The organism is Micromonospora sp. NPDC049679 (assembly GCF_040659735.1).
Lineage (GTDB): Bacteria > Actinomycetota > Actinomycetes > Mycobacteriales > Micromonosporaceae > Micromonospora_I.
Genome location: NZ_JBFANZ010000023.1, coordinates 53,835 through 66,899, shown reverse-complemented (window position 1 = coordinate 66,899; position 13,065 = coordinate 53,835). Strand labels below are relative to the sequence as shown.

Here is a 13,065-nt window from a genome sequence, read left to right as displayed (position 1 = left end):
GAACCGGCGGTGCCCGCACAGGGGCTTGCCAGCGCGGTGCTGGCCGGCCTCGACGAAGCGGGCGTGTGCTGGTGCCTGCTGCGCGGCGGCCCGGAGGGGCTCACCGCTCCCGGCGACCTGGACGTCCTGGTCGCCCCGACCGATTTCCTACGGGCCGTGGCCGTCATCGAGGCCCACGGGCTGATCCGCCTGCCCAGTCACGGCCGGGGCAGCCACCGATTCTTCCTCGGCTTCGACCCGGCAGCCAGCTCCTGGGTCGAACTCGACGTGGTGACCGAGCTCGCCTACGGCCGCCATTTCGAGGTACGGACCCCGGCCGCCAACGAGTGCCTGAGACGCCGGGTGCGGCAGGACGGCGTCTGGGCGCTCGCGCCCGGGGACGAATTCTGGGCGCTGCTGCTGCACTGCGTGCTCGACAAGGGCACCGTCGCCGGCCAGCACCTTCGTCGTCTGCGGCAGCTGGAGGATCATGGCACTCTCAGCAGTCCGCTCGCACGGGCCCTGCCGGATCGGGCGGTCCGGACGTTGCTGGGGTACTGGCGAACGAATCGCCCCGCGCTGCCGGCCGTACGCCGACAACTGCTCGCCGCCTGGTGGCGGAGTCGTCCGTTGAGCGCGGGCCGTCGGCTCGTCGGCTCGGCCGCCCTGCGCGCCATCGAGCGGCCATTGCAGGCGTGGAGCCGACGGGGCGTCGGCGTCGCGCTGATCGGACCCGACGGTTCGGGGAAGTCCACCCTGTCCAAGGGGATCGAGTCGGCCTTCTACTTCCCGGTACGCCGGGTCTACATGGGGCTCTGGCCGTCGAACGAGGCGCCGCGCAGCGGCGTCGAGCAGGCGGTACGCATCCTGCTGCGCCCGTTCACCGTGTGGCGGCGCTACCTCGCGGGGCTGCGCCACCGCGCGCTGGGCCGGGTCGTGGTCTTCGACCGCTACGTCTACGACGCCCTGCTGCCGCCGCGCGGGCCGCTGGTCTGGCTCAAGCGGCCGTACTTCCAGCTGCTGAGCCGGCTCTGCCCGGCGCCGGACGTGGTGCTGCTGCTCGACGTCCCAGGGCCGGTCATGTACCGCCGCTCCGGGGAGTACGACCCGGAGCACCTCGAGGCGGAACGCGAGCAGTACCGGCGCCTGCGCCGGCGGATCCCGCACCTGGAGCGCGTGGACGCCGACCGGGCGCCGGAGCTGGTGCTCGCCGACGCGCTGGGCCGGATCTGGCGGCACTACGTCGAGCGGGCGGCGCGGTGAGGGGCGCGGTGCAGTGGGCGCAGCCGGTACTGCGCGACCGGCTGGCCTGCTGGCTGCACCGGCCGGAACGCACCTGGACCGCGGGCGTCGCCCCCCGCCTGGTCGCCCGGGCGACGGCCACCGACGCCGCGCGGTGGCGGACCGAGAGGGTCGTTTTCACCAGTACCTCCGTGGCCGTGGCGACCGTACGGCACAGCGGAGCCGGCGGACGCTACATGGTCAAGGTGCCCTGGATTGACCAGGCCGTCGAGGGGCTGCGGCGCCAGGCCGCGGTGCTCGACCTCCTGCGGACCGATCCGCGCCTGCCCGGCCTGCGCGCGGTCCTGCCGTACTGCGCGGCCGAGGGCGAGGTCGAGGGGCGCTACTACTGTGTGGAGGGGGCGCTGCGAGGTGCTCCGGCCAGCGCGATGATGGTGCGTCGTACGCACCGGGCCGCACTGCTCGCCTCCGCCAGCCAGGTCATCCGCGACCTCCACCAGCGCACCCGGGAGCAGACCCTGCTCGACCGGGCCGCCGTGGTGGAGTGGGTGGACGTCCCGCTCCGGCGGCTCGAGGAGTTCGCCACCACCCACCCGCAACGGGACCGGCTCCTCGACACGGTGTCGCGGCTGCGGGAGGAGCTGGTCGCCGCCCTGGTCGGCCATGCCGTGCACACCTCCTGGATCCACGGCGACTTCTGGCCCGGCAACCTGCTGGCGGCCTCGCCGGACAGGCAGGTGACCGGAATCGTCGACTGGGACCGCGCCGCGTCGCGGCAGCTTCCCCTGCACGACCTGCTCCACCTGCACGTCCTCGCCCGCCGGCTCGCCCGCGGCGACGAACTCGGGGAGATCGTCGTGCACGCGCTGCGGCACGGCATCGACCGGACGCTCGACGTCCCCGCCGACGAGGCCGCCACCTGGCTGGACGGCATTCCGCCGCGACCGGCCCTGCTCCTCTACTGGCTGCGCCACATCCTGCTCTTCATCGACTCGGAAGGTGACCATGACGATCCACGCTGGATCCGCGGCAACGTCGAACGCGTCCTCGTCAACGTCTGAGCTGGTCGCCGTCCTCGGCTCCGAGGCACCGGCCCGGCCCGAGGTGGCCTTGACCGTCACCGTGGTCATCTGCGTCTACACCGAGCAACGGTGGCCGCAGATCGTCCGGGCGGTCCGCTCCGTGCGCACGCAGGACGTGCCGGCGAGCCGGGTCGTCGTGGTCGTCGACCACAACCCGGCACTGCTGGACCGGGTCCGCGCCGCCTTCCCCGACGTGACCGTCGTGCCGAGCACCGGCCCCCGCGGCCTCTCGGCAGCCCGGAACACCGGTCTCGCCCAGGCGACCGACGAGATCGTCGCCTTCCTGGATGACGACGCCGAGGCGGATCCCGACTGGCTGGCCCGGCTGCTGCCGCACTACCGGGACGAGCGGGTGCTCGCGGTCGGTGGGTACGCCGTGGCCGCGTGGGAGGAAGAACGGCCGCGCTGGTTGCCCCCCGAGTTCGACTGGGTGGTCGGGTGCAGCTTCACCGGCCAGCCGACGCAGGTCGCCCCCGTCCGCAACGTCATCGGGTGCAACATGTCCTTCCGCCGGTCCGTCCTCGACCGCACCGCCGGCTTCAACCCGGCGCTCGGCCGAGTGGGCCGCACGCCGGTCGGCTGCGAGGAGACCGAGCTGTGCATCCGCATCCGGCAGCTGCAACCGGACGGCGTGGTGCTCTACGAGCCGGCGGCCCGGGTCCGGCATCACGTGACCGTGGACCGGGCGACGTGGCGCTACTTCCGGGAGCGCTGTTTCTCGGAGGGGCGGTCCAAGGCGGTCGTCGCCCGGCTGGTCGGCGGCGACGCCGGGCTCGCCACGGAGCGGACGTACACCCGCCGCACCCTGCCGGCCGGGGTACGCCGCGGGCTGCGCGAGGTCCGCGACGGCGACCGCGCCGGGCTGCTGCGCTCCGGCGCGATCGTCGCCGGGCTGCTGGTGACCGCCGCCGGCTACCTGTCGGCCCAGGCCCTGCGCGCCTCCCAGGTGGTCGGCGGGCCGGCCCCGCAGCGCCCGGCGGGTCCGGAGCCGGTACGGGTGCTCGCCGTCGAGCTCTCCGAAGCGGTGCCCGACGTGCCCGACACCGGTGGCCCGGACGGCACCCGGTACGGCGCGGCACACGTCCTCGTCCGGCTGCACGGGCAACCACTCGGGGTGGTCGACGTCACGTTGCCGGCCGGTGGGCTGACCGCCTCGGCCCTGGCCGCCGCGGTCCGGGCACGTTTCGCCACGGCGATCAACGAGCACCTGCGCCACGACGGCCTGCCGGCGCTCGACCGGCTCGACGCCCGCGCGCCGATGGAGACCCGCCGGACCGGAGCGACCGGAGCGACCGGCCCGACCGGCGCAGCGGGGTCGGTGGGAGGCGACGCGTCGTGCCGCTGCCGGCCAGCTCCGGAAGGGCCAACCCCGTTCGTCAGCGTGGTCGTGCCGACCTGCGGACGCACGCCGCTCTTCGGGCCCACCCTGGACTCGCTCGCCACGCTCGATCACCCCAACCACGAGGTCGTCGTCGTCGACAACGCGCCGCACATCGCCGAGACGGCGCGGATCGTCGCGGAGCGGGCCGCGGACGATCCGCGGCTCCGCTACACCAGCGAACCGCGACCCGGGGTCGCGCACGCCCGGAATCGGGGGCTGGCCGAGGCGCGGGGCGAGATCGTGGCCTTCGCCGACGACGACGTCATCGTCGACCGCGGGTGGTTGCGCAGCCTCGTCGACGGCTTCACCGACGACGACGTGGCCGCGGTGACCGGGCAGGTGCTGGCCCGGGAACTCGACACGCCGTCCCAGATCTGGCTGGAACAGTACGGCGGCTACGGGAAGGGGTGCCAGCGGCGGCGGTTCGACCGGGCGGGGTACGCCACGGTGGAGGCCGGGGGTGCGCGCCGCGTCGACACACCATCACAGTCGCTCTACCCGTACCTGCCCGGTTCGTACGGTTCGGGGGCGAACATGGCCTTCCGCACCGAGACCCTGCGCCGGCTCGGCGGGTTCGATCCGCGGCTGCGCACGGGCGAGGACATCGACGTGCTGCTGCGTACGGTGCTGGCCGGCCACGCGCTCACGTACGAGCCGGCGGCCATCGTCTGGCACACGCACCGACGTGAGCTGCGGGCGCTGCGACGGACCGTGTACCAGTACGGGACCGGCCTCGGCGCGGTACTGACGAAATGCCTGGCGACCGAACCCACCGCCCGGCGGGAGCTGCTCGGCCGGCTGCCCCGGGGCGTCGCCTACGCCCTGCGACCCGGGTCGGAGAAGAACGGCCGCAAGCAGGAGGGCTATCCCGCCTCGCTGACCGCCCTGGAGCTCTGCGGGCTGGCGCTCGGACCGGCCTACTACGCCGTCGCCACGGCCCGGTACGGACGGAGCCGCGCGTGAACGGGCGACGGCGGAGCGTCGTACCCGTCCTCTGCTATCACAGCGTCGGCGACGAACGCCGTGACGGCACACTGCGCTGGTCGGTGTCGCCGGGCGACTTCGACGAGCAGATGACGCTGATCCGCGAGCGCGGGCGCACGCCGATGACGGTGAGCGGTTACGCCCGGGTCCTGCGCGGACTCGCGCCGCTGCCGCCGCGACCGGTCCTGATCACCTTCGACGACGGCTTCCCCGACCTTGCCGAAACCGCACTGCCGGTGCTGCGCCGGAACGGCCTCACGGCAACGGCGTACGTCATCGCCGCCCGCGTGGGCGTGGCGCCGCCGGCGGGCGGCGATCCGTCGCTGGACTGGGACCAGCTGCGGGAGCTGCTGGGGTACGGGGTGGAGGTGGGGTCGCACAGTCGCAGCCACCGCGCGCTCGACTGTCTACGCCGGGCGGAGCTGCACCAGGAGGTCGCGGGGAGCCGGCAGGTCCTGGAGGACCGCCTGGGGACGGCGGTCCCGTCGTTCGCCTATCCGTACGGCTACCACAGTTCCGCCGTGCGGACCGCGGTGCGCGCCGCAGGCTACTCCTCCGCCTGCGGCGTCAAGAACGCGCTGAGCCACCCGGACGACGACATGTTCGCCATCGCCCGGGTGCTGATCGAGCGGGACACCGGCACCGCCGGGATCGCCGCTCTGCTCGACGGCGCCGGCTGGCCGCTGGCCTGGCGGGGCGAGCAGTTGCGCACCCGCGGTTGGCGCGCGTACCGGCGGGCCCGCCACCTGGTGTACATCGCGCGGCCGCGGCTGCGCCAGCCGACCCGGTGACGCCCAGGAGAGAGAGCACATGGACGGAGAAAAGAGGTGACCCCGTGAGCGGCCAACGCGCCGGAACCGCCGACCCGCCGCTCGGTCACGCGGCGCCCGGCGCCGACACCGTCACCGAGCCGCTCGGCGTACGGCTGCGCCGGCACCTGCGCGATCCGCTCAACGGCAACGTCTACGCCCTGATGCTCAACACGGCGGTGAGCTCGCTGCTCGGCATCGCGTACTGGGCCCTCGCCGCCCGCCTCTACTCGCCGGCCGAGCTGGGCATCGGCGCGGCGATGGTGTCGACGATGTCGTTCCTGAGCAACCTCTCCCAGCTCAACCTGAACGCGGCTCTCGCCCGCTTCCTGCCGAGCGCCGCGGAGCAGGGCAGCCGGCTGGTCGGGTACGCCTACGGGGTGAGCTGCCTGGCGGCGCTCGTCCTGGGCGGCGGGTTCCTGCTGATCGCACCGCTGCTCAGCGACCGGCTCGACTTCCTGCACCGCACTCCCCTGCTCGCGTTGGCGTTCGCCCTTTCCGTCGCCGGCTGGTCCCTCTTCACCCTGCAGGACAGTGTGCTCACCGCCCTGCGAGGTGTGGTGTGGGTCCCGGTCGAGAACACTGCCTTCGGGCTTGCCAAGATCGCACTGTTGGTGCTGTTCGCCGGCGCCGTACCGAGCCTGGGCATCTTCATCTCCTGGAATCTGGCGGTCGTCGCCGCGCTCGTCCCCGTCAACGTGCTGGTCTTCCGCCGGCTGCTGCCGCGGCTGCGGGCGCGGCGTACGGGGGCGATGCTGCCCGGCCGTCGAGTGCTCGCCCGGTTCGTGGCGCTGGACTACCTCGGGTACCTCTTCATGCAGGCCGGCACGAACGCCCTGCCGTTGCTCGTGACGGCTCGGCTGGGCGTGGAGGCCAACGGCGTGTTCTACGTGGCCTGGCTGCTGGGCGGTTCCCTGGAGCTGGTCGCGTACCACTTCGGCACCTCGCTGACGGTGGAGGCCGCCACGGACGAGTCACGGCTCGCCTCGTACGCGCGCCAGGTGCTGCGGCGGGGTCTGCTCCTCTTCGTACCGACGGTCGGTCTGCTCTGCGTGTCGGCGCCGCTGCTGTTGACTCTCTTCGGCGGCGACTACGCCTCGACCAGCTCGGATCTCCTGCGGCTCTTCGCCGTCGCGGCGCTGCCCCGCCTGGTGCTCATCATCTTCGTCGCCGCGTCCCGGGTACGGCGGCAGGTCGGCCGCATCGTTCTCGTCCAAGCGTCGTTGAGCGGTCTGGTGGTGTCGCTGGCACTGATCACCATGGGCCGTCTGGGGGTCACCGGTGTCGGCTTCGCCTACCTCACCGGACAGACGATCGTCGCGGCGGCGGTGCTGCCGTCACTCCTGCGGCTGCTGAGGACGAGGCCGTGAGGGGCACCCCACCGCCAGCCGCAAAACACCTGAGTCCCGGTGTCTGGAGGCGTTGATGACCGAGGTTTCGAACGTCCTGTCGACCGCACCACCCGGTGCGGCGACGCTCAAGGACACAAACGCTGAGGTGTCGTGCGCGACCTCCACCGCCGGCTCCACGGATCACACTCCTCCTGTGCCGGGGCCCCGGCGGTTCGCCGGCCAGGCCGTCGCGACCGTGCTTCTGGCCGGGGTGCTCTGGGTCTTCGGTCTCCGGGGCGCCGACCCCCGCGCCATGACCGACACCGGTCTGGTCGCCCTCTTCACGCTGCCGATGATCGCCGCTCTGGTCATTCTCGCTCTCGGGTTCTTTCGCGCCCTGCGGCGGTCAGCGGCGGAGTGGCTCCTCGCACTCCACGTACTGGCGTTCATCGGCTTCATCCACGCGACCCCGCCGGCTCTCTTCGGGACACTCCGGTACGGCTGGGCGTGGAAGCACATCGGGATCATCGACTACATCCTGCGGACCGGAAGTGTCGACACCACGATCTCGAATCTGTCGGTGTACCACAGCTGGCCCGGATTCTTCGCCGGGAGCGCCCTGCTCACGGAGATGATGGGCCGGTCACATCTCCTGGCCTTGGCCACATGGACGCAGCTGGCGTTCAACCTGTTCAATCTCCTGGCGGCGCGTTTCCTGATGCGATCGCTGACCGACGACCGCCGGGTGATCTGGCTCGCGCTGTGGCTGTTCTTCCTGACCTCGTGGTTGGGCCTGGACTATTTCTCGCCGCAGGGCCTCGCGTTCCCGCTCTATCTGGTGCTGATGGCGCTGGTCCTGCGCGCCTGCCGCCGTGGTCACGGCGAGGTGGGCACACCCGTGGACGCCACCATGACCGTACGGAGGGCACTTCCCCTCATGGTCCTGGTCATGGGCGTGATCGCCACCAGCCATCAGATCACCCCACTCATGATGGTGCTGGGACTGATCACGCTGTTTGGCCTTCGCAGGGCGCGAGGCTGGTACGTCCCCGTGGTCGCCGTCGTGCTGACGGTCGGGTGGGCGTTTGTCGTCGCCCGCGGCTACACCATCGACAACCTCAGCGGCCTCACCATCGGTGAACCAGTGAAGAACGGGGTCGACACGCTCGAGAAGTCGGCGAACGTACGGGACGGTCAGGTGCTGGTGAGCTACGCCGGCCGCTTCGTTACCGCGGTGGCGCTGGGCCTGGCCGGGATCGGCATCTATCGCTCCTGGCGGCGTCGCCGCCTCAACTCTGCCGCCCTGGTGCTGCTGTTCTGTCCCATGATGCTGCTCGCCGTCACCGAATACGGCGGCGAGGTGCTCTTCCGGGTCATCCTTTTCACCGGGCCGTTCATGGCCTACTTCGCAGCACTGGCGCTCCATTCCGACCGTACCGAGCGGGCACGGACGCGGCGGGCCGTGCTGGGCGCTCTCCTCACCGTGCTTCTACTCCCCGGCTTTCTACTCGCGTATTTCGGCAAGGACGCACAGAACTACTTCACGCCGGCGGAGGTGAGAACGGCTGGGTGGTTGTACCAGAACGCGGAGCCGAACTCCGTGATCGTCGTCGGTTCGCGCAACTTTCCCCAACAGTTCCGTAACTACGAGAAATTCATGCTGCTCTCGATCGCGAATGAGCCGCAGGAGAGCCGGGATCGGGTGCTGGCTGATCCGGCGAACAGACTGTCCCGATGGCTTTCGGCGGGGACGTCCGACAAGCCGGGCTACATCCTGGTAACGCGGAGCCAGAAGATCGCCAACGACCTCATCGGGCCCATGCCCGTGGGCTCGGTTGACCGGATCGAACAGGCGCTTCGGGCGTCACCTCAGTACCGGATCGTGGTCGACACGCGCGACGCGGTGGTCTTCACGCTCGCCCAGAACGGAGACGGCAAATGACCCGGCCTCTCGCATCGTCCATCGTGGTTGGCGTCGCCACCGCCCTCACGGCGGCGTTCGTGCTCTTCGGCGCCACCAGCCCGGCACGGATCCCCGTGGTGCTGGCATTCTCCCTCGTGGTGCCCGGGCTCGGCTGGGCTCGACGGCTCCGTCTGTCCGACGCCGGAGACACCGTGCTTGCCGCCGTCACGATCAGCATCTGTCTCCTTGTCGTTGTCGGCGAGGGCATGGCCCTGCTGCGGCTCTGGTCCGTACCGGGAGGATTCCTCCTTTTGGCGGCTGTCGCACTCCTCGGCGTCGTACCTCCCCGCGGTCGCACGGACCTGCACGGGCATCCCGGCCGGTCCGGCCCGCGGTCGTGGTGGCCGGGTAGGCACCCGGCCCGGCATAGCCGTCAGCGTGCCGCTGGCCGGACCGTGATGTAGTCGATCGCGAGCGAGGCGGGGAAGCGGGTCGTCTCGTTCGGAGAGCGGGGCCACTTGCCACCCACCGCCAGGTTGGCCATCACGTACATGGGCTCGTCCGGCACCTCGTCGCCCTTTACCGTGAACACGTGTTTGCCGTCCACGTACCACCGCAGTCTCCCCGGCAGCCACTCCAACCGGTAGTCATGCCAGCCGTCCGCCAGGTCGGCCCCCTTCTCCGTGTGCTGCAAGGGCTTTTTCTTCCGGTCGCGCCCGTGGAAGGACTGGTAGCTCTTCCGTGTGTTGCTGCCGAGGACCTCGACGATGTCGATCTCCGGACGGGAGTCACGGAACGCGGGAAGCATCCAGAGTGCCGACCAGAGCCCCGTGCCGGCCGGGACCCGGAGCCGCGCCTCGACCGTCCCGTAGGTGAAGGCGAATTTCGGCTTACCGCCACGCTCCGAGGGACCGGAGCTGATCATTCCCGACCGGTACGCGAACCGCTCGCCGTCCGGGTTCTCGACGGGAACCGCCTCCGCGGTGAGGTACAGGACTCCTCCGGAGACTGTGACCTGCGACGGCTCGTACCACTGAAGCTCCTTGTTGGAAGGGATGGTGCAGCCCCACCAGTAGCAGGTGCCCCAGGAGGACGCGTCCAGCGACTCACCTTCGAAGCTCTCGCGGAGCAGCTCACCGGCGCTCTGCGCAGCGGGTTCGGCAGGACGATCATCGGAGATTCGGGCCGCCAACCCCGCAGTCACGACGAGGACAGCCAGCCCCCCTGCGATGAACCGGTACCTCGACCGGCGTAACAGGCAAGGCCAGCTCACCGCTTCGTGACAGCGTTCCGGTCGGCTGGGCACTCTTCAAACTACGATGAAAACGGTACCTGTCTGGGCACTTCCCCCGAAGAGATGCGCCTCCTCCGGTCGTGTCTCCCGGATGGCGCGTCGCCGCGCCCGAACGCCGCTGAATCAGGGCGGACCGAGCGCGTGGCTCTGACCCGACTTTGAGACACGGCCTACTGCATCCCGTCCGGTGTCGCGTCTCCGGCATGCCCGGCGATCGTCCAGCAGTTCTTGCGCAGCAGATCCGACAGCAGCCCCTGCACGAACGAACGGACCCTCCCTCGGGCCTCCACCCTGCGGAAACGCCCCACGATCCCGCCCATCAACTCATCGAACAACGCCTGCCACCGGCCAGCGTCTACCCTGCAACACGCAGCCACCGCCGCATCCTGGGTCGTCCACACAGCCCTTCATGATGGACGGGCGCTGCGCTTATCTCAGCAGCCACACCAGCGAAGATCAGGATCTACGGCTGGAGTACGTGCGGGCGAGATGCGCGACCATTTCTACGGCGGAATGCGGAGTCCTGATCTTGAGAATGCTGCGATGACCTCGGCTGTCGACGTCCGGCAGGTCACGGTCACGTACGGCTCGACGCTGGTCCTGGACGGCATCGACCTCCAAGTTCCCGAGGGCGCTGCCGTCGCGGTCGTCGGCGAGAACGGTGCCGGCAAGTCCACCCTGCTGCGCTGCATCACCGGCCTTCAGGAGCCGTCCGCCGGCGACATCTCCGTCTTCGAGGCGGTGCCCGGGCGCGGCGCGGACTTCTGGCGGCAGGTCGCCACCACGGTGGAGTCGCCCAGCTGGTACCAGGGCCTGACCGTGCGCGAGCACCTCGACCTGGTCCGGGTGGTCAACGGCGGCGACCCCGGCGACGGGCACATCGACGAGCTCTGCACCACCCTCGGCCTGACCGGGCTCTCCGACAGCCTGCCCATCACGCTCTCCTCCGGCCAGCGCCAGCGTTTCCTGCTCGCCGCGACCCTCGTACGGCCCAGCCGGCTGCTCGTCCTCGACGAGCCCGAACAGCGCCTCGACACCCGGATCAAGCGCGCGATCGCCGCGCACCTGCGGTCGTACGTGGAGGCCGGTGGCACACTGATCATGGCCAGCCACGACGACGGGTTCCGGGTCGGCGTCGGCGCGGACGAGATCGTGCTCACCCGCCCGGAGAGCTGAGGGTGACCCCGATCGAGGCCCCGGTCCGGCCGGGCTCCTCCGCCGCCGTCGACGCCCGCCGCTGGATCCGCCGCCGCCGGATCGCCGCCGAGGGCCGCGCCGACATCGGCACGGTCTACGCGGCGACCCTCGCCGTGCTGATGGCCGCCGCGCTCCTCGGGCAGCCGCTGGTCCGCGTCGTCTGGCCGCCGGACGCGCCCGGCGGTGACCCGGCGGTGACCCCGTTCGTCGGCGCCGTGGCCGTCCTCGCCGCCTTCTTCGTCGTTCTGCGCCAACTCGGCCCGCTGTCGGTCAGCCGCAGCGACGCCACCTGGCTGCTGCCGGCCCCGCTTCCCCGGCGCACCCTGCTCGCACCGGCGCTCACACTGACCACCGTCGCCGCGCTCGCCGTCGGCGCCGTTACCGGTATCGCCATGACCGGGCACGTCGCCGCCCGCCCGGCCGGGCTCCTGGTACTGGGGGCCGGCGGCACCACCGGCGCGGCGGCCGCGGTCCTCGCGGCGCTGCTCGCGCTCGCCTGCCAGCGACGGCCCTCCGCCGCCCGGCTCGCCGACGGCATCGGCATCGCGATCGGCGCGGGCTGCCTCGTCCTGGCCGCCGCGCTGCGCACCACCGGCGACCACCGCCTGCCCTCCTCGCTCATGCCGCCCGTGGCAGTGCTCGCCACCTCCGCCGCCGCCCTGGCCGCCGGGCTGATCGCGGTCGTGCTGACTTGGCGGGCGCTGGAGAACTGGCCGACCGCGCCGATCGCCGAGGCGTCGATCAACGCGGGCGCGTACGCCGACGTCGTCTACGCGGTCGAACCGTCCTACCTGACCGAGATGAGCACCCGCCGCTTCTGGCGCAGCCGCACCCGCGTACGGACGACGCGCCTGCTGCCCGCCCGCCAGGTCCCGCCGCTCATCGCCCAGGATCTGATCATCCTGCGCCGCAAGGCCGCGCGGCTCTGGTGGCCGGTGGGCGCGGCCGCCGTCCCGGTCTACCTTGCCGACGGCCCCGCCTGGCTCCTCGTCGGCGTGGTCCTGATCGGCGCGCTGGCCGCCGCCGGCCTCACCGCGGAGTCCACCCACGGCGACGCCTCGAACCCGGCGATGCTGCGGCTGCTCGGTGCCACGGGCCGCCAGGTGACCGCTCAGCGGCTCGTGGTCCCCGCCGTCGTCGCCGGCGTGTGGCTCGCCGTCACCCTGGCCGTGCTGCAGGCCGCCGGCTCCCTCACCGGGCCGTGGTGGGCGCTCGGGTTGCTGGCCGGCCCGGCCGTCGCGGTGGGCGCCTTCCAGCGGGCGAAGGCCAGCGCCGCCTCGATCGGCACCATTCTGATCGACACGCCACTCGGGGCGTTCCCGGCCGGCATGCTGCTGTGGCTCCTCAACGGCATCGACGTCCTCGCCGTCCTGACCCTGCCGGTCTCGGCCGGCCTGGTGATGCTGCAGGCACCCGAGGCGCTCGGCTGGCACTGGCTGCTCGCGCAGGCGGTCAGTTCGGCGCTGGGGTGCGCCCTGCTGGTACGGAGGTCCGGCACCGCCGCCGGTTCACTCTGACCGATACCGGTGGGGGACGTCCCGATCCCACCAGGACCCCTCGGGCAGCTCGGCCGTTGACATCGGTGACCCCTTCCTGCACGACGCAAGGCGTTGCTACGCCGTCCGCAACCTCGGCACGCTCAGCCGCGGTGTTTCAAATGGACGGAACCGCAAGGCCGCCGGCCTTCGTTGATGACGGCGCGCAGCGAACCGCTGCTGTCCTGGACGCCATAGCGAAAATGGCCGTCACGTTCATCGCTGTGGCGCTGGTCATCGTAGGGAAAATCGACTCCACGCGCTGCTCGGAGTCGCGTACCTCCCGCGGGTCCATCCCCCGCCGCCCGAGCCGCGTCGAGCCGAACCG

10 protein-coding genes and 1 pseudogene are annotated in these 13,065 nt (G+C 71.6%); 9 read left to right on the top strand and 2 right to left on the bottom strand.

The features are described 5' to 3' along the window. Positions 1 to 9: 9 nt before the first annotated feature. Genes AB0J06_RS16875 through AB0J06_RS16845 form a run of 7 tightly spaced genes read left to right on the top strand, consistent with a single transcriptional unit; the run spans position 10 to position 9,175 of the window. Positions 10 to 1,242 carry a hypothetical protein gene (locus AB0J06_RS16875; RefSeq protein ID WP_357429380.1) on the top strand — a complete coding sequence of 411 codons (1,233 nt, stop codon included), beginning with the start codon at positions 10 to 12 and terminating at the stop codon, positions 1,240 to 1,242. An 8-nt stretch (positions 1,243 to 1,250) separates the two neighbouring features. Further along, the gene (locus AB0J06_RS16870; protein ID WP_357429378.1) at positions 1,251 to 2,282 is read left to right on the top strand and encodes an aminoglycoside phosphotransferase family protein; all 1,032 of its coding nucleotides are present in this window, start codon (positions 1,251 to 1,253) and stop codon (positions 2,280 to 2,282) included. Beyond that, a complete protein-coding gene (locus AB0J06_RS16865) occupies positions 2,227 to 4,647 on the top strand; it encodes a glycosyltransferase (protein ID WP_357429376.1) in 2,421 nt (806 codons plus the stop codon). The genes AB0J06_RS16870 and AB0J06_RS16865 overlap by 56 nt, the downstream gene beginning before the upstream one ends. Beyond that, a complete protein-coding gene (locus AB0J06_RS16860) occupies positions 4,644 to 5,459 on the top strand; it encodes a polysaccharide deacetylase family protein (RefSeq protein ID WP_357429374.1) in 816 nt (271 codons plus the stop codon). The genes AB0J06_RS16865 and AB0J06_RS16860 overlap by 4 nt, the downstream gene beginning before the upstream one ends. Positions 5,460 to 5,503: 44 nt before the next feature. Continuing rightward, entirely contained in the window at positions 5,504 to 6,847 is a 1,344-nt protein-coding gene (locus AB0J06_RS16855) for a hypothetical protein (protein WP_357429372.1), read from the top strand. Between the two features lie 55 nt (positions 6,848 to 6,902). Continuing rightward, entirely contained in the window at positions 6,903 to 8,750 is a 1,848-nt protein-coding gene (locus AB0J06_RS16850; protein ID WP_357429370.1) for a hypothetical protein, read from the top strand. Next, positions 8,747 to 9,175, top strand: a complete 429-nt coding sequence (locus AB0J06_RS16845) for a hypothetical protein (protein ID WP_357429368.1) — start codon at positions 8,747 to 8,749, stop codon at positions 9,173 to 9,175. The genes AB0J06_RS16850 and AB0J06_RS16845 overlap by 4 nt, the downstream gene beginning before the upstream one ends. Here the strand turns inward: AB0J06_RS16845 and AB0J06_RS16840 are convergent. Both AB0J06_RS16840 and AB0J06_RS16835 read right to left on the bottom strand, forming a co-directional pair. Next, entirely contained in the window at positions 9,145 to 9,915 is a 771-nt protein-coding gene (locus tag AB0J06_RS16840; RefSeq protein WP_357429366.1) for a glycoside hydrolase family 16 protein, read from the bottom strand. The genes AB0J06_RS16845 and AB0J06_RS16840 overlap by 31 nt on opposite strands. Before the next feature lie 263 nt (positions 9,916 to 10,178). After that, positions 10,179 to 10,340: pseudogene (locus tag AB0J06_RS16835) on the bottom strand (IS701 family transposase); the annotation flags it as partial. 208 nt (positions 10,341 to 10,548) lie between these two features. Here AB0J06_RS16835 and AB0J06_RS16830 point away from each other — a divergent pair. After that, the gene (locus AB0J06_RS16830) at positions 10,549 to 11,181 is read left to right on the top strand and encodes an ABC transporter ATP-binding protein (protein WP_357429364.1); all 633 of its coding nucleotides are present in this window, start codon (positions 10,549 to 10,551) and stop codon (positions 11,179 to 11,181) included. Positions 11,182 to 11,183: 2 nt separating this feature from the next. Continuing rightward, positions 11,184 to 12,719, top strand: a complete 1,536-nt coding sequence (locus AB0J06_RS16825; RefSeq protein WP_357429362.1) for a DUF6297 family protein — start codon at positions 11,184 to 11,186, stop codon at positions 12,717 to 12,719. Positions 12,720 to 13,065 lie beyond the last annotated feature (346 nt).